The sequence below is a fragment of the Sphingomonas faeni genome (genome assembly GCF_040407565.1).
GTDB lineage: Bacteria > Pseudomonadota > Alphaproteobacteria > Sphingomonadales > Sphingomonadaceae > Sphingomonas > Sphingomonas faeni_F.
On the sequence record NZ_JAPZPR010000002.1, the window covers coordinates 78,303 to 95,796 of the forward strand.

A 17,494-nucleotide genomic window follows, 5' to 3' on the forward strand; every position below is an offset into this window, starting at 1 on the left:
GCTTGGCACTCTCGCTCGCCTTTCTCACTGCGTGTTTCGGCGCGCTGCTCGTCGGCTGGTCGATCAACCAGGGCGGCATCTGCTCGGTCGGCGCGACGCACGATCTGGTCGAGCGTCGCGATTCGCGGCTGACGATCGGCATCGCATTCGCGGCGGCCACCGCAGGGCTCGTGCTGCTGCCCGCGTCCTGGTTGCCGGGCGGACAGGTACATCTCACCGGCAGCGTGTCGATTGGTGGATCACTGATCCTCGGTGCAGTCCTGCTCGGCATCGGTGCGGTGGTCAACGATGCGTGCCTGCTTGGCTCGCTCGGGCGGCTGGGCAACGGCGAAATGCGCTTCCTCGGCCTGCCGGTTGGCTTGGCGATCGGTTACGCGTTGACGAGAATTACACCGGTCGAGGTGCGGACGAGCCCGTCGATGCTGGACCACGCGAGCGCAACCGGTTCTCTGTTGCTTGCAGTCTTTGCGCTGCTCCTTCTGGCCACGGGTTGGCGGTTGATCCGCGATCGGACGCATATCGACGAGCGCCGCTATCCCTTGTGCATCGCGATGCTGATACTCGGGCTTTGCGGTGCCATGCTCTACGCGGCGCGACCCGGCTGGGGTTATGCCGACGCCGTGCAGCGCGGCTTCGGTGGTGCGCCGATGTCGATGCAAATGCTGATGATCGATAATGCGGGCGGCAGCTGGCTCGCGCTGATGACGGTAACCGGTTCGATTTGCGCCGCAATGATGGCCGGTCGGTTCGCTGCGCGGCGCCCGACACCTCGGGGCGTGTTCCGCTCGGTGGTCGGTGGCATGCTCATGGCGATCGGTGCTGTGCGCGTGCCCGGCGGCAACGACTCGTTGCTGCTGGCCGCGATCCCGTCGGGCTCCGTATCCGGCATCCTTGCCTATGCGACGATGACCCTGACGGTGTTCATGCTTCTTCTCGTCACCCGAATATCGGTGCACGGATCGCGAACCCGATGATGACATGCGTCGCACGCATGAACTTCATGCGGCCCGCCCCCTTCCCCTGCCGACCGGTGACGACCATCACGTGCGCATGGAAGCAACATCAAAGCTCGCCGACGCGCTACAGCGCCGACGCATCGCGGTGCCGGCCTGGCAAATACGATATGATGTTCTCGTCGACCGCCTTCGCCGGAACGGGGTCGGCGCAAGCGCCCCGCAGGTTGGCGATCGCTTTCCCGATTTTGCGCTCCCCGACGCAAACGGGCGTTACCGTTCGCTCTATTCGCTGTTGGCGTCGGGGCCTTTGGTGCTCAGCTTCAATCGCGGCGGCTGGTGCGACTATTGTCGGCATGAGCTCGAGGCCTGGTCCACCGCGCTGCCTGAGCTGGCTGCCATGGGCGGGGCGTTCGCATCCATTACCGCTGAAATCGGCGGCCGGGCGCAAGTGCTGGCGGCGATATTCGTCGATCCCATGACGATGTTCTGCGACGTGGATCACGGCGTCTCACTGGAGGTGGGTCTCGCCTTTCACCTCGACGATACGATTTTGCGCGATTACCGCGCCTACGGCATCGATCTCGATCAGGCCTACGGATCGAGCGCAGGCCTGCTGCCGATCCCCGCGACGTTCCTCATTGCAAGCGACGGCACGGTCATTTTCGCCTTCGTCGATCCGGATTTCCGCAATCGCGCGGATCCGGGCGACGTGTTGGCTGCGCTCGTCGCGTCAGGCGGCTGACGCCAGACTCCAGTCGCGAGCACGCGATGCCCGGACAAAGGCATCCGCCGCGATCGAACGCTGCCGCCCGCTGATCGCCGACAAGACGACGCTGCGCACGACGTCGACATCCTCCAGCCGCAGGGCACGCAACCGCGAGGCACCGTCGCAGTCTCGGGGGCGCGGCATCAAGGCACAGCCAAGCCCGGCAAGGATCAACCGTCGGACTTGCGCTGGTTCGGCCGCACGATGCGGGATCACGGGTTCGAAGCCGACCGAGGCTGCCGCCGCCGACAAACGTTCGATCGCATCCCCGCCCCAGTCGATGAACGCCTCGTCCCGTGCATCGGCCAGCCGTGCCGTGTCGCCTGACGCAAGCTTGTGCTCGGCGCGCAGCACGAGGTGATAGGCCTGCTCGAACAACGTCCACGCTTCCAGCCGATCCGGGCGATCATCCGGCATTTCGACGATGATGAGGTCGAGCGATCCGTTCAACGCGGCCTCGATGATTTCCGCGGACGACGCGCTCATCACCGACAGGGCAAATCCCGGCAATCCCGCCCCGAGCTCGGCAAGCACCGACTCCAGCACGTCGGAATCGATCGATGACGCCACGCCGAGCGCCAAGGGCGTTACCTGCGCCTTGCCGACGCCACGCGCGAGGTGCTTGGCAGCCTCCGCCGCCTCGAACGTCCGGTCGAGGTGGGGCAGCATCAAGCGGCCGAGATCGGTCAGATGCGTGCGTGCCCGCTCACGTCGGAACAGCGCGCCGCCAAGCTCTTCCTCGAGCTTCTGGATGGCGCGGGTCAGCGACGGCTGCGTGACGTTGCACTCATCGGCGGCACGCGTGAAGTTCAGGGTGCGTGCCATCGATAGAAAGTAACGGACCTGATGCATTTCCATAGCGTGGCAATGTAGCAGAGCAGTTTAGCGGTATCCAGTGGACGAACCGGAACAAATGTTCGCCGTCATATTCCTACATTGTCGTCATGATGGCGAAACCACCCATCAAGAACCCGACGATCATCAGCACCACGAACGCGGAAGATGTACCCAGAAGAGGGTAGAGCGCCTGCGATGGGCGGAAAGCTTGTGCGGTGTAGAGGCTCATGATGGCGATCCTTGTGCCGGGCTGCATTGCCCATACCACTCAATTCGCCGCCAACCGTCGATCGGTTACCAGAGTTGGACAAGCACAACATAGCGATAAGGCATTGTAGCAAATCGGTTATCCCGGAACCTTGCACAGTGAGCATGGAACTCATGCATGCTTGGTACGTGGTGTCGGCCAGCGTTCGGACGGACATCATCATTATCGCAGCGGACAGGATCGCGCGATGATGGAGACGCATCATGACGACGGCATTCACCGCGCTATCGGGCACTACGGCCGACGGCGCTGCCAGGGTCGACGAGTGGGGCCTGCTGATGGCGGCAGGGCTCGCAGGCAACGGCGGAGCCTATCACCGGTTGCTGTCCGAGGTCGGCATCTGGCTGAACCGGTATTACGGACGTCGCCTGCCGCCTGCGATGGTCGAAGACGCCGCACAGGAGGCGTTGATCGCGGTCCATACGAAACGGCACACCTATGCGATCGACCGCCCCTTCCGCCCCTGGCTGGCCGCGATCGCGCGCTACAAGTGGATCGACCGGCTGCGCGCAATGGGACGCACCGCGACCGAGGAACTGGACGAAACCATCGCCGGCACCGAGGGTCACGAGAGCGCCGTGACGAGTTCGATCGTCCTCGACGATCTGCTTTCCCGGCTGAAGCCTGCACAGGCGCTCGTCATCAAGCTGGTCAAGCTGCAAGGCTTCAGCATCGAGGAGGCTGCAGCAGCGACGGGGCAGAGCGTATCGCTCGTCAAAGTGAACATTCACCGTGGGTTGAGCCGGCTTGCCACGGCCGTCCAGCTCGATGACGCCGCCGAGTTGCTGTAACTTGGACACGGTTTTCACCGAACTATCCTGTAACAGAGCACCGCCCCGGGACTCGCAGATGCGAAGAAGCCGATGAACACCGCAGATCTTATCAGCCAACTTGCCGCCGACACGCGGGTCGTCCCGCGAAACAAGCGTCGTAACGATCTTGCTCAAGGGATACTCGCCGGAGCGGTGGTCACGCTCGTCGCAACGCTGTTCGCGTTCGGCTTGCAGTCGGGCCTGGCGCAAATGGATGGGCTGGCCCCGCTGCTGATGAAGTTGGCCTTTGTCTCCGCGCTGGGGATCCCGGCGTTCCTGGTCGTGAACCGCCTGGCCCAGCCGGGCGTGGAGTCCGGGGCGCTGACCAGCGCCGTCGCGGTGCCGACGCTGATGTTGGGCGCGCTGGCCATCCTGCAAGTGCTGATGGCGCCAACCGCGGCCTGGAGTGACATCATCCTGGGCGGCAGCTGGCAGGAATGCCCGTTGCGCATCGCGCTCCTGTCCCTGCCGATCCTCGTCGGATTATTGATCGCCCTGCGTCGTCAGGCACCGATCGACTTGCGCCGTACCGGCGCGGTCGCAGGGCTTCTGGCGGGTGCGATGGCGGCGGCGATCTATGCGCTCGCCTGCACGGAGTCGACGGCCGCCTTCGTTCTGCTTTGGTATTCCTGCGGCATCGCCGTCACCACCGTCGTTGGCGGATTGTTGGGCCCGGTCGCGCTACGCTGGTGATGTCGGGGGGCGAACGATGCGCGCCATGGTTCGCCCCCTGCCCCTGCATTTAACGCGTTGATCGGTAACCAAAACCTGTCGGCACGCGGAAGAGTTTACGGGGCAGGTATTTCCGCCCCACGGATCGACAAGGCGCTTCACCCGCAATCGAAAGGCGTACCATGACAGCCACGGCTCTCCACCATGACGGTATATTCAAGTCGCGCCCGAGCATGCGGATTGCGCATTCCCTCGCCGAATTCGGGTCCCAGCACACCATTGGCCTGCCGGCCTGGATGATAATGTCGATCGTCAGCGCCTATGGCCCGGTCGGGCTTTACCGGCGCGCGATCGGCGCTCTGAACGCTTGAGATCTCCGCAACGCGCTGACGCGCGATCGGCCCCCCCGAGCGACCAAGTTCTCCCGCCCGAAACGTCGCGCGCCGTGTAACTCTTTCGGTGCCCCGGCGAAGTAGAGAATGTCCATTTCGTCGGGAGTTGTCCTTGAGCCGTTTTGCGCTCTTCGTCCTAGCCACACGCCCCGCCACCCACGTTGCGGTTTTCGCGTTGATGGTGGCGGCTCAGCCGGCGGTAGGTCAATCCAGTGCCGCGCCGGGTACATATGCTCTCAAGATCAGCGGCTATGGCAATATCGTCGGCACTCTTTCAGCCGATGACCCGCACACCGACGCGGGCGCACTGTCCGAGGCCGAGATCGAGCTGACCCCGCAATATCGCACCGAGTCGGGCATTGTCTTGGCGGCACGCTCGGCGCTCGGTATCGGCGGCGCTGCCAGCGAGCCGCGGTCGAGCTGGCGCCTGAGCGTGCCGGAGGCGAGTGTTTTCGCGATCGGCGATTTCGGACGGATCGAGATCGGGGAACGCGCCGGCTTTCCGCAAAGCCTGGTCGGTTTCACGCCATCGGAGATCGCCTTTACCTCGCCCGGCTTCGGTCCGGAATCAGGTGCACGGCTGGATCCCGACGGACGACTGCCGACCGGTTTTCTCCCCGCGGCACTCGGCGCGCGGATCGATGCGCTGAGTTATCTCGGCTACGCGGCGCGCTTTTACAGCGATCGATCGTTCAAGGCGATCTACCTCACCCCGCGCTCGCGCAGCGGCTTCTATGCCGCGGTGTCCTACACGCCGGAGACCAACCGCCCGACCGGATACGGCATCGCCGGGCGTGAACGGATTGCGGCCGGTACGCAGAGCCAGCCCGCCGATCCGGGACGCTATACCGATGTCGTTCAGGCGGCGATCGTGTGGAACCACCGGACCGAGGGAATCGATCTGTCCGTCGGTGCGACCTACTCGCATGCGCAGGGTACGGATACCGCGCGCGACCGCCGCTCGGATTCGTTCAGCGGGGGCGTGACGGCGACTTGGCACGACAGCTGGACGGTCGGCCTGAGCGCGACGGTCGACGACGCCGCGCGACGGACCGGTGCGCGCGACACGCCGTACGGCATCGTCGCAAGCGCCGATTACGTGAGCGGTCCGTGGGTGTTCGGCGGCTATTACCAGCACGCGACGGCAGATAGCCACGCTGCTTTGCCGACGCAGGATACCGTAGACATCGGTGAGCTCGGACTGTCCTATCTGGTCGACCAGAACCACGACCTGTTCGGCGACGACATCCATACCGACGCCAAGCTGTTCGCCAGCATCTATGCCTATGGCCTGCGCAGCAAGACCGACGCGTTCGCCACGCGCCAACGCGGACAGGTGTTCCTGATCGGCGCGCGCTTTTCCTTCTACTGATCCGTCACCCACGCCCCAGGAGCTTTGCCATGAGCCGCACCACCACGATCGTCACCGCCGCCGGACTGGCCGCAGCCGTCACGCTTGCCGCCGCCGCAGCTCAGGCGCAGGTCAACGTCCCCAAGCCCAGCTACAAATTCGAGAAATGCTACGGTATCGCCAAGGCGGGTCAGAATGATTGTTTCGGCCCGGCCAATGCCTGTGGCGGCACCGCAAAGATCGACCGACAAGCCGATTCATGGGTCTATCTTCCGGCCGGGACCTGCAAGAAGATTCCGGGCGGATCGACCGGCCCGGCCAAATCATGATGAAATGCGGCACGCGCGATCGATGGATCGGGATCGGGCTTCGCGCGCCGCATCTGCAACACTTTCACGACGCAGCGACCGTACCCGTCGATTTCGTCGAGGTGCATGCGGAGAATTATTTCGAACCCCACGCGCCGCGCTACGCCGTGCTGTGTGCGCTCGCGGACCGCCATCCGGTCAGCGTGCACGGCGTCGGGCTCTCGCTCGGGTCGGCGGACGGCATCGATGCGGATCATCTCGACCGTCTCGCCGCGCTGGTGGAGGATATCACTGCATGCCTCGTATCCGAACACCTTGCCTGGTGCCGGACGGACGGCGTTACTACAACGACCTTCTACCGCTACCTCTCAACGAAGAGGTACTCGATAGCGTCTCGCGCAATGTCGATCACGCGCAGGCGCGACTTGGCCGAACGATCATGGTCGAGAACCCGTCGGGTTACATGACGCTTGACGGGACGACGTTGCGCGAGGGCGATTTTCTCGCCCGGCTATGCGCCCGTACCGGCTGTCGCATTCTCCTCGACGTCAACAACCTGCATATCAGCGCGACCAATATCGGCACCGATATCGCCGCATGGTTCGACGACGTGCCGGTCGATGCGATCGGCCAATATCATCTTGCCGGTCACGAACCCGATGCCGCCGGAAGCGGATTGCTCATCGATACCCACGGTGCCGCCGTCGCCGATACGGTATGGGATCTGTTCGCGCGAAGCGTCGTCCGGTTTGGTCCCAAACCGACGATCGTCGAGTGGGACAGCGCGATTCCCCCGCTCAAAACCCTGTTCGAGGAAGCGCGGCGCGCGCGGCGGGTCGTGACAGTAGCGTACCCGTGACGACGCTGGCGGAATTTCAGCGAAACTACGCGCAGGATTTGTTGGAACCGGGCCTCGGCAACTATGCCGGCTCGGCAGGGTATCGGATCCACGCCCGCAATGTCCGCATTTCACTCAGCCAGGCAATTGCCGACTGTTTCCCCGTGACATCGGCCCTCGTTGGCGAAACCTGCTTTGCCGCGATGGCCGGCGCTTTCGTCGCGGCCTATCCACCACGGCAGGGTTGGCTGTCCGGTTATGGCGCCGCGTTCCCGGATTTCGTTTCCGCATATCCGCCGGTGCGCGAGCTCGCCTATCTTCCCGATCTGGCGCGTCTCGAATGGGCACGCATGGCGGTCATGGCTGCAATCGACGGCCCCTGCCTCGATCTCGGCTTGCTGGCCACGATCGAGGGAGACACGTTACTGGAGACGCACCTGTCGATTCGATCGTGCGCGATGGTCCTGACGACACGGTTCCCCGTGATCGCGCTATGGGAGGCGCACCAGCAAGCGGATATCTCTGCCGCACTGGCACGCATCGATTTCTCCGAACAGAATCGCACCATGCTGGTCGTCCGCGCCGGCCAGAAGCACGTCCTGGCCGTCGAGCTTGTGCGAGGCGATGACGCCTTCATGCGCGCTGTCGCCTATGGCGAAACACTCGCCATCGCTTGGGAGAGCGCCGTGCGTTCGTCGTCCACCTACGATCTCGCACAAAGCCTGACACGTCTGGCGGCCACAGGCGCATTCGACGAGAGAGAACGAAATGCCTGAGCCGAACGGGTCTGCTAATGACCCGATCTATTGCGCAACGGCACGCGCGATCAGGGCCCGTGTCTTGGCCGAGGTCCAGTCGGTGGCACGGGGAACACGCGCGATCTCCCGACCCTGACGGTCTAGGATGAGCGTATAGGGCAATCCGAGTGCGCCCAGTTTTTGCGGCAGCTGGGCGTCCGTCGCCAGCACCGGATGCAGATGCGGATATTGGTCGCGCCAGAACCGATCGATCGTCGGCCAGCCACCGCGGTCGTTCGAAACCGCCAGCACGACGAGATCGCGGCCGTTGGCGGCGGCAAGTCGATCGAGACTGGGCAGTTCCGCCCGACACGGCGCGCACCATGTCGCCCAGAGATTGACGATCACCACTTTGCCGCGAAGGCTGCCGGCGTCGAATGGCTTGCCCGACCGCTCCGTCGCCTGGATCGGCGGCGGCACTTTACCGTGGAAGCGCGTGATGAACGGTGAAGCATTCTCCTGCGCCTGCGCCGTTACGCCCGAAAGCAGCACGAGCGCCGGCAACAGGCAACGGACCAGCAGCGTTCGGGTCGACCGCACGATCAGGGCGCCTTGTCCTTGATCGTCAACCACGCGAAATCGGCCTTGGCGATATAGTCCGACCGATCGGTTTCCCACCGCTCGGCGACCTTCTTGCTGTTGTTCAGGTACAGCTTGCCATCAACCACCTTGCCCGTCTCCGGATCGGTATCGACCTTTTCGCCATACGCGGTACCGAGCGCGCAAAACCCGCCGAACTGCGGCGCATACCGGGCAGGATCGGCCGTGAACGCCTGCCGATGCGCATCGGTCGAGAACTGGTATCGCGCGCCGTCATATGTCGCGGCAAAGCGCGCATCGCCCCTGGTCGGGACACCATCGGCGAAATACGCGACGGCGTCATAGCCGTGCAGCGCGAGCTCGTCGGCATCCGCATTGACCGCGACATTATGCTGAGCGGTCGGTGCGGGAGGAGTCCGCGCCGCGACCGCGGTGAGCGGAAACAGGGCGGCGATGGCGATCATCAACGGCATGCGGGACATTCAATGCTCCTGGGCGGCGGCGTGGCCGATCTGCCCAGCGCGCTTCGATAAGGATTTCGTTGGCGCAGTCGAAAAGGTTACGGATCGGCCATGCGCGCCGTCGTCGCCCGGCACACGAGCGGCAACGTGAGATGACGCTGGCACTGTACGATCGAGAAAGCGGGAGACGGCAGCCCAGTTGGCGGCGGCCCCGCCGGGATTGCGTGCGACGATCAACGTCGATGCGCCGTGTACGCCGCCAGCGACGGGGACATACTGCATCTTTTGCCTTGCCGGCGCCGCAGCCACGATGCGCGCCGCCGCCTTCACTTCGGCGACGGTCTGCGCCGACGTGACGAAGATCGGCGCGCGGACACGCGATGCGGCGATACGTACGATGTCCTTGCCGTCGAGATACTCGCCGGGTGAAAAGGCGAGGACCGCGCGTACGTCGCCCGGATGCTGCGCTGCGACCAGGAACACCAGCGCGGCGGAATAGCTGCTGCCCCACAGGATGATCGGCGCGTGACGCCGCTTTCCCCAGGCAAAGGCGGCATCCAGATCTTTCTTCGCATCGAGATAGCCAGGCCGGCCGCGCGCCCCTGCCATCGTCAGGTTCGGCCCGAACAGGTCGCCACCCGACCGCTGGTCGATCGCGAGCGCATCGAACCCGCGCGCCACCAGTCGAGGCGCGATCGTGGCATATTCCGCTTTGCTCGACCCCGCCTGATGAAACAACAGGATGATCGCTCTAGCGTGCGGCGCGCGGTAATGGAGGCCGTGGACGACGACGCCGTCCGACGCGGTCAGCGATACAGCGACGGGGGAGGACTGTGCCGAGACCCTGCCACCGAGCACGCTGGCAAGGAGGACAGCAAGCGGGGCGATGGCGCTGGAGATTCTGCGCATCGCGTCAGACGCTCGTCGATGCACTGACGAGCCAATCCGGCGAGATGGATATCAGTACGCCTTCGACCTTATGATCGATGCCGGTCAGGATCATGAGCGCAACCGCGATCATCAGGCCGCCGAAGATCAGCTTGCCGCGACTGCCCGCGGTCATCATCCGGCCTCGCCAGCGCGACAGGAACCCGCGCGTCGCAAAACCGATCGCCAGCAACGTGACTGCGATGCCGAGCCCGAAGGCCGCCATGACGATCGCCGCGTCCAGCAGTCCGCCGCCCTGCCCCGCAAGGACGGTGGCCGCCCCCAGCGTCGGCCCGACGCACGGGCTCCAGACGAGGCCGAGCAGCACGCCGATCCCGGCCTGGCCCGCCAGCCCGAACCGGGCGAGCCCGTCCTGGCGATGGCTCGCCCAGTTGGCGAGGGGCGTGGCAAGTCGACTGAGCGCGTCCTGCGCACCCGGAACGATCAGCAGCAATCCTACCGCCAGCAACAGGATCGCACCAAAGACCCGGACGGCATCGCCGTCGAAGCCGGCAAGCGTACCCAGCGAAGCCAGCGCCAAGCCGACCGCAGTGAACGAAACCACCAGCCCAGCCGAGAGGGCGAGCGGACCCCAGCGGCTCCGCTGCATGGCACTACCCAGAACGATCGGCACGAGCGGCAGGACGCAGGGCGACAGGATCGTCAGCGCGCCGGCGGCGAAGGCGAACAGGGGGTTCAGGGCAAGCGACATGTTATCGACCGATCTTCGTGGCGAGATCGGGCGTGGCGAGGTCGGGCGTGGCGGGGTCGGCCGCAGCGAGGATTTTTTTAAACCGGTGGATCATGACACGCTCTCCGGGGCGCGCATCACCGCAGCGCCGTCTTCTCCTGTTCGCCGGGCTATGCCGCACCGTTACAGTCGAGCGAGGGACACGCCTGAAACACTCTTGCCGCCACCCCGGTACATCAGGGCTGCTACGAGCGGCGGCGCATTTGCCTGCTACAGCCCCGCGTACCACTCGTATCCCGCGGCATCCTCCCAATAGCCGCCTCCCCCGCCATAGATGCCGGTGAGGCTGGTAACCGCTTCGATCCGCTGGACGTATTTCGCATGCTTGTAGCCGAGCTGACGCTCGACCCTCAGGCGAAGCGGCGCACCGTTGGGTACCGGCAGCAACGCGTCGTTCACCGCCCAGGCGATCATGGTCTGGGGATGGTAGGCATCCAGCAGGTCGATCGATTCGTAATACATCGAGCCGTTCGACTGGGGATCGGCGCAGTGCAGCACAACGAAACGCGCCTGTCGGCTCACGCCCGCGCGTTCGAGCAACAGCTTCAGCGGAACGCCGGTCCACTTGGCGATCGCACTCCATCCTTCCACGCAGTCGTGGCGCGTGATCTGCTGGCGCGCAGGCATGGCCTTCACCTCGCCGAGCGAGAACGACTGCGGTCGAGCGACCGCCCCGTCCACGACGAGTTGCCAGTCCGCGAACCCCGTCGCGAGGTGGCGGGCATAGTCGGCACCGCCAGGCATTCGCGTGCCGTTTGCGCGGAATATCGGCGAGCGCTGGCTCGGCGCGAACTCCTCCGCAAGCGCCGTGGAGTCCTGCAGCAGACGCTGGATGGCGTAATTCCCATGTTCTCCTGTCTTCAGGAGTTCGCGAAACCGGGGATTCTGCCCAAGCTTGTCGCAACCCGAAAGCAGACCGCCCGCACTGGCGACCAGACCGGACACGAGTCCACGCCGCGTGATCACTCCGCTCATGTCAGGTCCTCCACCAGATTCGGCACCAGATTCGACACCAAAGTCGCATTGTGTTGCGGCGTCTCGTCGCGATCGGGCGGCACGCGAAAGCGCCCCGTGATCATCGAGCGTATCTCGTTGTAGGGACCGGCCAGCAGGACGAGCACGAGGTGCAGGACGATGAACGCCGCGATCAATCCGGCGCAGATGAAGTGGATCGACCGCGCGGAGGACCGTCCCCCCATCAGGTCGAGCGACCAGTGCAACACGGCGTCGAACCCGGGCGACAGGCTGAGCCCCGTAACGATCAGCAGAGGGAGCACCACGAAGACGACGCCGATATACGTGATCTTCTGGAGCACGTTGAACCTGAGCGCTTTCTCGCCGGTCGGGAATTTCAACCGGGCGTGATCCTTGACGTCCTGCCACAGATGGCCGGGGGCAAGTTCGGCACGGGTCAGCGTCAGGTCGCGCTGGATGTGGCGATTGACGAGGCTGACAAGCATGAACGCCAGCAGCCCGAACGCGAAGATCCAGGCGAAGAACAGGTGCCAATGGCGTGCCAGAGCAAGGTTATAGGTCGAGGGTATCGTGGCCCAGCCCGGGAAATGTGGCGGATGATACCAGGCATGGTCGAGGTTTGCGCCGAACTCCCCCCAATAGAGATGCGGATGCGCGTTGGAGATCATCATCCCGCTCATCAACATCACGACGATCGCAACGGCGTTGGTCCAGTGCCAAAGCCGCGTCGGCAGGCGGTGTCGATAGACCAGTTCACCGATCGAGCGACCGCGCCTCCTCGGGATAGGGGCCTCGCGGGTCTGCACCGGCAGCGTCTCTGCGTTATCGTTCATATCGCTCGCTTTCATCAATACTGCTTGGGTCGCATCGACAGGAGTCGGAGATCGCGTTCGGCCTGCAGCACCGCCGAGCGGGCAAAGCGTCGCAATGCCGGGTCCGCGCCGTCCGCGGCGTAGCCTGAATGGAGCGCCCAGGCGTATCGCCGCAGATCGAGTTGCCGCTCGGCGAAGCCGTCTGCCGGGGCGTTTCGTACCACAGCGTCGTACTGGCTCGCGGACGCGCTCGCCGAGCGGAGTTGCCCCGCGGCGGTCGGGATCGCCGCAAGACCGCGCATCGACGCCTCGTGCTCGCGCAGCATCGTCACGGATACGCTGCGGGTCGCGGTCGAACGGGCATTTGCCACCGCGCGTCGTGCGGCTTCGATGGTGTGGATCTCGTTTGCCAAGGCCAACTGGGCATAACGGGAACTCGCGACGCGCATCATGGGCTCGATTCCGACGTCGATCGCCGTCATGTCGCCCATCGTAGGCGCCTGCATGGTCTGCGATGCAGCCGGCAAGCCAGCTGCGCACAGCATCGCGGACAGTATCAGCAACCTCTTCATAGCGTACCGCCCCTTCATCAAGATCAGGGTTCGGCAAGCGAAGTCATTCGGTTACATCGGGGGCAAAATATTATTCGCCGCCGCTGAAATTGTCAGACTGACGCGGCAGCACCAAGCTTCTGAAGCTGCGAGACGAGGCCGTGAAAATTGTCATCGGCGATAGCGATCAGGTTCCGTCTGCTCAGGATTTCCAGCTTTGCGGGAACAGCCGCCGGAACGCCTCGACCTTCGGCCGATCGTTGATGACGATGTACGGATAGTCGGGATTCCGCGCCATGAACTTCTGGTGATAGGGTTCGGCGGCGAAGAATTCGTGCCGCGCTTCGAGCCGCGTGGCGATCGGCCTGGGATAGGCACGCGCTGCGTCGAGCTGAGCGATATAGGCACGTGCTACCGTGATCTGAGCCGCGGAGAGCGGGAACAAGGCGGTCCGGTACTGCGTCCCCTCATCGGGCCCCTGCCGGTTGACCTGGGTAGGATCCGCGACGACCGAGAAGTAGACGCGCAACAGGTCCGCGTAGTTTACCTGCCGCGGATCGAAGACCACCTCGACCGACTCCGCGTGCCCGGTAGCGCCCGTTGCAACGGCTTCGTACCGCGCCGCCGAGCGATCGCCGCCGGCGTATCCCGATGTCGTGCTGATGACGCCCTTCATATGGCTGAACACCCCTTCGACACCCCAGAAGCAGCCGCCGGCGAAAATCGCCGTTTCGCGGTTCCCCGACGGCGCTTCCCGCGCGACCGAGGCCGGGACCTTTGTGGCAGGAGCCTCGGCCAGGCTGGGCGCGATCGCGGCGATCAGGGCGGCACCCGCCAACAGCGCGGCCATGAGAGAGGTGGTACGCAGCATCGATCAGAACTCCGGAATGACGCCCCCACTCATTGTACGGCGGAGGATCCGTAAATGTTACACGCCATCGCTGAGCTGTAACCGAGAGCTCCTCCCGGTCGGAACAAGCAATCATGAATCCAGCATCATTACGTCGTTCCCGCCGAGATTTGCTTGGCCTTGGCGTTACCGTGAGCCTTGTCTTGACCGGCTGGCTTACTGCCCCGCTTCACGCCACCCCGGTCGCATCTCGGGCCAAGCAGAATAGCGCCGCGGGGATTTCCGCGGCCGTCGCCGATCCGAGCAGGCCGGACACCGACCGGGCAAAGGATGCGGCACGCCATCCTGCCGCGCTGCTCGCCTTGCTCGGTCTTCGCCCTGGCGATACCGTCGCCGATATCTGGCCCGGAGAATATTGGGATCGTCTGTTCTCGGACGTCGTCGGCCCGTCCGGCAAGGTCTATGCCGTCCACCTGATCGAGGGCGACAAGGACGACAAGATCGTAACGCCGCCGGCCGGATTCCGGCCGCTATCCGGCCACGCCAATGTCATCACGGTGATAAACCCCGTGAACGCCATCCGTCTGCCGACGAAGGCGGATGTCATCTGGATCCGGCAGAATTATCACGATCTCTACGACCCCTTCATGGGGCCGGCGGATGTCCCCGCGTTCAACAAGGCGGTCTTCAAGGCGCTGAAACCCGGAGGACGGTTCGTCGTCATCGATCATATCGCCCCGGCGGGATCGAAGATCGCGGCAACCGACACGACGCACCGGATCGATCCCGATGTCGTCAAATCCGACATGGCGGCGGCGGGCTTTCGTTTCGTCGGCCAAAGCGACCTGCTGCGTAACGCCGACGATCCGCATACCGCCTATGCGCTGGATCCAACCATACGGGGCCACACCGATCAGTTCGTCTTCATCTTCCAGCGTCCATGACACCATCGCGCACGCGGATCAGTCTGGGAGCAAGGCCTTGAGGCGCGGTGCGCTGAAATCGAGGAAGGCGCGCAACTTCAGCGGGAGCAGCGACTGCGCGGGATAGACGAGATGGACCGGCAGCGGCTCCGGCTCGAACGGCTCCAGTACCAAGCGCAGCTCACCCGCGGCGAGGGCATCGGCGACCTGGTAGGACAGCACGCGCGTGATACCCGTTCCGGCGACTGCCGCCGCGATCGCCGCATCGGCGGTATTGACGGCGAAGCGCGGCTTGATCGGCACCGCGGCCGCCCGCTCGCCACATCCGAAGTTCCAGACCGTGCTCGAGTACAGCCCTTCGAACATCACGCAGTCGTGATCGGCGAGCATCTCAAGCGTTTCGGGCGTGCCGCGCTTTGCCAGATAGTCGGGGCTGGCGCAGGCGACCCGGCGGATCGTGCCGAGCCGCGTGGCGACCATCGCACTGTCCGGCAATCGACCGATCCGGATCGCGACCTCGATATGATCGTCGACCAGGTTGACGACATGATCGGCGAGGATCAGTCGCGCCTGGATATCGGGATACGCCTGCAGAAAGGCGAGCACGACCGGCTCGACGTGGAGACGCCCGAACATGATCGGCGCGGTGATCGTCAGATGGCCCTGCGGCGCGCCATATTCGCCCGATGCCGCACGCTCCGTTTCGTCGATCTCCTCGAGAATGCGCCTGCTGGCAGCGACATAGGCACGACCGGGCTCCGTCAGCAACAACTTGCGGCTGGTCCGGATGACGAGCTTGGTCCGCAGATGCGCTTCGAGTTCGGAGACTTTCCGGCTGACCGTAGCGAGCGGCATCCCGAGATTGCGCGAGGCGGCCGACAAGCTGCCGCCGTCGACCGCCGCGATCAGGGTCGTCATCGCATCGATGCGGTCCATCGGACATTCCAATAAATGATAGGATGATTTCTGATAATGCCGGGTGCTCCATAAAAATGGAAGCGCCTATTTGATGTTCAGCGGGCGATCAAGCTCGCCACCGCTGAACAGGAATACCGCCATGTCCCGTATCGCAACGCCCGCCACGATCGCCGATGCCCCTACCCAATCGCAGCCGCTGCTCGACGCGGTCAAGGCCCAGCTCGGTGTGGTGCCGAACATGTTTCGCCTGATCTCCACCAGTCCGCAGGCGCTCGAAGGCTATCTCGGCATGTCGGGTGCGCTCGGCAGGGGAGCGTTGCCCGCAGCGACGCGCGAACGGATCGCGCTGGCGGTCGCCGAAGTGAACGGTTGCAGCTATTGCCTGTCCGCGCACACCTATCTCGGCAAGCATGTCGCAAAGCTCGACGACGCCGAGATGACCGCCAACCGCAGCGGGGCATCGAACGATCCCGTTGCCGATGCCGCCGTCCACTTCGCCGCCAAGCTCACGCAGGAGCGTGGCCGCGTCTCCGAGGCGGACCTCGCAGCGGTACGGCTCGCCGGCTACACCGACGCCCAACTGATCGAGATCGTCCAGCACGTCGCCCTGAACACCTGGACGAATTACCTCAACGTGGCGTTCGCCACCGATATCGACTTCCCCGTCGTCGAGGTCCGCAAGGCCGCATGAACCTGGCGCCGGGCGCGCAAGATCGCTGCCCGGCCGCCGACCGCCTGTTGTTCGCGTCTGCTTCCCCTCTTCGAAAGGCTACTCCCATGACTCGCAAATCACGTCTTTTATCCGCCGCCTTTGGCGCCATGGTCGCAGCGTCCTCGCTGTTCGGCGCGGCGTCCGCCTATGCGCAGACGGCAACCGTCGTCACGACCCCCGTCGCCGCCACGCAGGTCCGCTACGGCAGCATCAAGGTCGACGGCCTCAACATCGCGTACCGCGAAGCGGGCGATCCGCGCAGCCCGAAGCTCGTGCTGCTCCACGGCTGGCCCTCCTCGTCGCATCAGTATCGCGACCTGATCCCCAAGCTCGCCAGCCGGTTCCACGTCATCGCGCCCGACTATCAGGGATTTGGCAACAGCGACCATCCGGACCCCGCGACCTATCACTATTCGTTCGATGCGATCTCGGTGACGGTCGAGAAGTTCCTCGCCGCCAAGGGCTTCGATCATTATGGCCTGTTCATGCAGGATTACGGCGGCCCCGTCGGCTACCGTATCGTCGGTCGCAACCCGAAGGCGCTCGACTGGCTGATCGTCCAGAACAGCAACGCCTATGAGAATGGCTTCACCCCCGCTTGGGATGGCTTCCGCAAGGCGCTTTGGGTCGACCGTACACCGGCGAACGAAGCGGCGCTCGCCGCGTTCAATACGCTCGATGCGATCAAGAACACCGTCTATCTCGGCGGCGCGGGCCATCCCGAACTGATCGCGCCGGAAAGCTACGAGAGCGATGCGGCATCCGTCGCAGGGCCGACGAACCTGCGGATCCAGCTCGACCTGTTCTACGACTACCGGAACAACGTCCAGCTCTATCCGGCGTGGCAGGCGTTCCTGCGCAACCAGCAACCGAAGACGTTGATCTTCTGGGGCCAGCACGATGTGTTCTTCACCCCCGAAGGCGGTGAATCCTATCTGAAGGATCTGCCCAAGGCCGAGATCCACCGGCTCAACGCCGGGCATTTCGCGACGGAGGACAATCTTCCCTACATCGCCGACCACATCATCAGCTTTTACGACGCCCGCGTGAAAGCCAAGAAGTAACCCCAAGAGCGCG

Annotated in this window: 22 protein-coding genes and 1 pseudogene; 12 read left to right on the plus strand and 11 right to left on the minus strand. The window is 64.4% G+C overall.

What is annotated here, in order from left to right:
- Positions 1 to 2: 2 nt before the first annotated feature.
- The gene (locus tag O6Y00_RS04770; protein ID WP_353441458.1) at positions 3 to 974 is read left to right on the plus strand and encodes a YeeE/YedE thiosulfate transporter family protein; all 972 of its coding nucleotides are present in this window, start codon (positions 3 to 5) and stop codon (positions 972 to 974) included.
- Between the two features lie 76 nt (positions 975 to 1,050).
- Entirely contained in the window at positions 1,051 to 1,698 is a 648-nt protein-coding gene (locus O6Y00_RS04775; RefSeq protein ID WP_353441459.1) for a peroxiredoxin-like family protein, read from the plus strand.
- On the opposite strand, the gene O6Y00_RS04780 is transcribed toward O6Y00_RS04775, so the two are convergent.
- A complete protein-coding gene (locus O6Y00_RS04780) occupies positions 1,687 to 2,580 on the minus strand; it encodes a LysR family transcriptional regulator (RefSeq protein WP_353441460.1) in 894 nt (297 codons plus the stop codon). The two genes, O6Y00_RS04775 and O6Y00_RS04780, sit on opposite strands and share 12 nt — an antisense overlap.
- A gap of 73 nt (positions 2,581 to 2,653) precedes the next feature.
- Positions 2,654 to 2,788 carry a hypothetical protein gene (locus O6Y00_RS04785; protein WP_353441461.1) on the minus strand — a complete coding sequence of 45 codons (135 nt, stop codon included), beginning with the start codon at positions 2,786 to 2,788 and terminating at the stop codon, positions 2,654 to 2,656.
- Positions 2,789 to 3,030: 242 nt separating this feature from the next.
- On the opposite strand from O6Y00_RS04785, the gene O6Y00_RS04790 reads away from it, so the two are divergent.
- The 7 genes and pseudogenes from O6Y00_RS04790 (at position 3,031) to O6Y00_RS04820 (ending at position 7,976) form a co-directional block, all read left to right on the plus strand.
- On the plus strand, positions 3,031 to 3,618 hold the full coding sequence (locus O6Y00_RS04790; protein ID WP_353441462.1) for a sigma-70 family RNA polymerase sigma factor: 588 nt from the start codon (positions 3,031 to 3,033) through the stop codon (positions 3,616 to 3,618).
- Between the two features lie 72 nt (positions 3,619 to 3,690).
- On the plus strand, positions 3,691 to 4,332 hold the full coding sequence (locus O6Y00_RS04795; RefSeq protein ID WP_353441463.1) for a DUF1109 domain-containing protein: 642 nt from the start codon (positions 3,691 to 3,693) through the stop codon (positions 4,330 to 4,332).
- 161 nt (positions 4,333 to 4,493) lie between these two features.
- Positions 4,494 to 4,682: a hypothetical protein gene (locus O6Y00_RS04800; protein WP_353441464.1), complete on the plus strand. Its 189-nt coding sequence runs from the start codon at positions 4,494 to 4,496 to the stop codon at positions 4,680 to 4,682.
- Positions 4,683 to 4,815: 133 nt separating this feature from the next.
- Positions 4,816 to 6,075 (plus strand): hypothetical protein, encoded by a 1,260-nt coding sequence (locus O6Y00_RS04805; RefSeq protein ID WP_353441465.1) that lies wholly within the window; start codon positions 4,816 to 4,818, stop codon positions 6,073 to 6,075.
- 29 nt (positions 6,076 to 6,104) lie between these two features.
- The gene (locus tag O6Y00_RS04810; RefSeq protein ID WP_353441466.1) at positions 6,105 to 6,383 is read left to right on the plus strand and encodes a BufA1 family periplasmic bufferin-type metallophore; all 279 of its coding nucleotides are present in this window, start codon (positions 6,105 to 6,107) and stop codon (positions 6,381 to 6,383) included.
- A pseudogene (gene bufB / locus O6Y00_RS04815) lies at positions 6,383 to 7,221 on the plus strand (MNIO family bufferin maturase). Before O6Y00_RS04810 ends, bufB begins: the two are co-directional and overlap by 1 nt.
- Positions 7,218 to 7,976, plus strand: coding sequence for a DNA-binding domain-containing protein (locus O6Y00_RS04820; protein ID WP_353441467.1), 759 nt, complete (start codon positions 7,218 to 7,220; stop codon positions 7,974 to 7,976). The pseudogene bufB and the gene O6Y00_RS04820 overlap by 4 nt, the downstream one beginning before the upstream one ends.
- 27 nt (positions 7,977 to 8,003) lie before the next feature.
- On the opposite strand, the gene O6Y00_RS04825 is transcribed toward O6Y00_RS04820, so the two are convergent.
- The 8 genes from O6Y00_RS04825 to msrA all read right to left on the minus strand — a co-directional run bounded on the left by O6Y00_RS04825 (position 8,004) and on the right by msrA (position 13,885).
- The gene (locus O6Y00_RS04825; protein ID WP_353441468.1) at positions 8,004 to 8,537 is read right to left on the minus strand and encodes a TlpA family protein disulfide reductase; all 534 of its coding nucleotides are present in this window, start codon (positions 8,535 to 8,537) and stop codon (positions 8,004 to 8,006) included.
- A gap of 2 nt (positions 8,538 to 8,539) precedes the next feature.
- The gene (locus O6Y00_RS04830) at positions 8,540 to 9,019 is read right to left on the minus strand and encodes a YHS domain-containing (seleno)protein (protein WP_353441469.1); all 480 of its coding nucleotides are present in this window, start codon (positions 9,017 to 9,019) and stop codon (positions 8,540 to 8,542) included.
- Positions 9,020 to 9,907 carry an alpha/beta hydrolase gene (locus O6Y00_RS04835; protein WP_353441470.1) on the minus strand — a complete coding sequence of 296 codons (888 nt, stop codon included), beginning with the start codon at positions 9,905 to 9,907 and terminating at the stop codon, positions 9,020 to 9,022.
- Positions 9,908 to 9,911: 4 nt separating this feature from the next.
- Entirely contained in the window at positions 9,912 to 10,637 is a 726-nt protein-coding gene (locus O6Y00_RS04840) for a cytochrome c biogenesis CcdA family protein (RefSeq protein WP_353441471.1), read from the minus strand.
- Between the two features lie 249 nt (positions 10,638 to 10,886).
- On the minus strand, positions 10,887 to 11,651 hold the full coding sequence (locus O6Y00_RS04845; RefSeq protein ID WP_353441472.1) for a molybdopterin-dependent oxidoreductase: 765 nt from the start codon (positions 11,649 to 11,651) through the stop codon (positions 10,887 to 10,889).
- Positions 11,648 to 12,484, minus strand: coding sequence for a cytochrome b/b6 domain-containing protein (locus tag O6Y00_RS04850; protein WP_353441473.1), 837 nt, complete (start codon positions 12,482 to 12,484; stop codon positions 11,648 to 11,650). Before O6Y00_RS04850 ends, O6Y00_RS04845 begins: the two co-directional genes overlap by 4 nt.
- Before the next feature lie 14 nt (positions 12,485 to 12,498).
- A complete protein-coding gene (locus O6Y00_RS04855; protein ID WP_353441474.1) occupies positions 12,499 to 13,035 on the minus strand; it encodes a hypothetical protein in 537 nt (178 codons plus the stop codon).
- A gap of 181 nt (positions 13,036 to 13,216) precedes the next feature.
- Positions 13,217 to 13,885 (minus strand): peptide-methionine (S)-S-oxide reductase MsrA, encoded by a 669-nt coding sequence (gene msrA / locus O6Y00_RS04860; RefSeq protein ID WP_353441475.1) that lies wholly within the window; start codon positions 13,883 to 13,885, stop codon positions 13,217 to 13,219.
- Between the two features lie 170 nt (positions 13,886 to 14,055).
- Between msrA and O6Y00_RS04865 the strand changes: the two genes are divergently transcribed.
- A complete protein-coding gene (locus tag O6Y00_RS04865; RefSeq protein ID WP_353441476.1) occupies positions 14,056 to 14,808 on the plus strand; it encodes a methyltransferase in 753 nt (250 codons plus the stop codon).
- A gap of 18 nt (positions 14,809 to 14,826) precedes the next feature.
- On the opposite strand, the gene O6Y00_RS04870 is transcribed toward O6Y00_RS04865, so the two are convergent.
- Positions 14,827 to 15,723, minus strand: a complete 897-nt coding sequence (locus O6Y00_RS04870; RefSeq protein ID WP_353441477.1) for a LysR family transcriptional regulator — start codon at positions 15,721 to 15,723, stop codon at positions 14,827 to 14,829.
- Between the two features lie 121 nt (positions 15,724 to 15,844).
- Between O6Y00_RS04870 and O6Y00_RS04875 the strand changes: the two genes are divergently transcribed.
- Both O6Y00_RS04875 and O6Y00_RS04880 read left to right on the plus strand, forming a co-directional pair.
- A complete protein-coding gene (locus O6Y00_RS04875) occupies positions 15,845 to 16,396 on the plus strand; it encodes a carboxymuconolactone decarboxylase family protein (RefSeq protein ID WP_353441478.1) in 552 nt (183 codons plus the stop codon).
- Positions 16,397 to 16,482: 86 nt separating this feature from the next.
- Entirely contained in the window at positions 16,483 to 17,481 is a 999-nt protein-coding gene (locus tag O6Y00_RS04880; protein WP_353441479.1) for an alpha/beta fold hydrolase, read from the plus strand.
- Positions 17,482 to 17,494 lie beyond the last annotated feature (13 nt).

What these genes read in the sequence shown, in the direction of transcription:
- O6Y00_RS04775 (WP_353441459.1), top strand. Translation starts at nt 1,051, where the DNA reads ATGGAAGCAACATCAAAGCTCGCCGACGCGCTACAGCGCCGACGCATC.
- O6Y00_RS04780 (WP_353441460.1), bottom strand. Translation starts at nt 2,580, where the DNA reads ATGGAAATGCATCAGGTCCGTTACTTTCTATCGATGGCACGCACCCTG.
- O6Y00_RS04785 (WP_353441461.1), bottom strand. Translation starts at nt 2,788, where the DNA reads ATGAGCCTCTACACCGCACAAGCTTTCCGCCCATCGCAGGCGCTCTAC.
- O6Y00_RS04790 (WP_353441462.1), top strand. Translation starts at nt 3,031, where the DNA reads ATGACGACGGCATTCACCGCGCTATCGGGCACTACGGCCGACGGCGCT.
- O6Y00_RS04795 (WP_353441463.1), top strand. Translation starts at nt 3,691, where the DNA reads ATGAACACCGCAGATCTTATCAGCCAACTTGCCGCCGACACGCGGGTC.
- O6Y00_RS04800 (WP_353441464.1), top strand. Translation starts at nt 4,494, where the DNA reads ATGACAGCCACGGCTCTCCACCATGACGGTATATTCAAGTCGCGCCCG.
- O6Y00_RS04810 (WP_353441466.1), top strand. Translation starts at nt 6,105, where the DNA reads ATGAGCCGCACCACCACGATCGTCACCGCCGCCGGACTGGCCGCAGCC.
- O6Y00_RS04830 (WP_353441469.1), bottom strand. Translation starts at nt 9,019, where the DNA reads ATGTCCCGCATGCCGTTGATGATCGCCATCGCCGCCCTGTTTCCGCTC.
- O6Y00_RS04835 (WP_353441470.1), bottom strand. Translation starts at nt 9,907, where the DNA reads ATGCGCAGAATCTCCAGCGCCATCGCCCCGCTTGCTGTCCTCCTTGCC.
- O6Y00_RS04840 (WP_353441471.1), bottom strand. Translation starts at nt 10,637, where the DNA reads ATGTCGCTTGCCCTGAACCCCCTGTTCGCCTTCGCCGCCGGCGCGCTG.
- O6Y00_RS04845 (WP_353441472.1), bottom strand. Translation starts at nt 11,651, where the DNA reads ATGAGCGGAGTGATCACGCGGCGTGGACTCGTGTCCGGTCTGGTCGCC.
- O6Y00_RS04850 (WP_353441473.1), bottom strand. Translation starts at nt 12,484, where the DNA reads ATGAACGATAACGCAGAGACGCTGCCGGTGCAGACCCGCGAGGCCCCT.
- O6Y00_RS04855 (WP_353441474.1), bottom strand. Translation starts at nt 13,035, where the DNA reads ATGAAGAGGTTGCTGATACTGTCCGCGATGCTGTGCGCAGCTGGCTTG.
- msrA (WP_353441475.1), bottom strand. Translation starts at nt 13,885, where the DNA reads ATGCTGCGTACCACCTCTCTCATGGCCGCGCTGTTGGCGGGTGCCGCC.
- O6Y00_RS04870 (WP_353441477.1), bottom strand. Translation starts at nt 15,723, where the DNA reads ATGGACCGCATCGATGCGATGACGACCCTGATCGCGGCGGTCGACGGC.
- O6Y00_RS04875 (WP_353441478.1), top strand. Translation starts at nt 15,845, where the DNA reads ATGTCCCGTATCGCAACGCCCGCCACGATCGCCGATGCCCCTACCCAA.
- O6Y00_RS04880 (WP_353441479.1), top strand. Translation starts at nt 16,483, where the DNA reads ATGACTCGCAAATCACGTCTTTTATCCGCCGCCTTTGGCGCCATGGTC.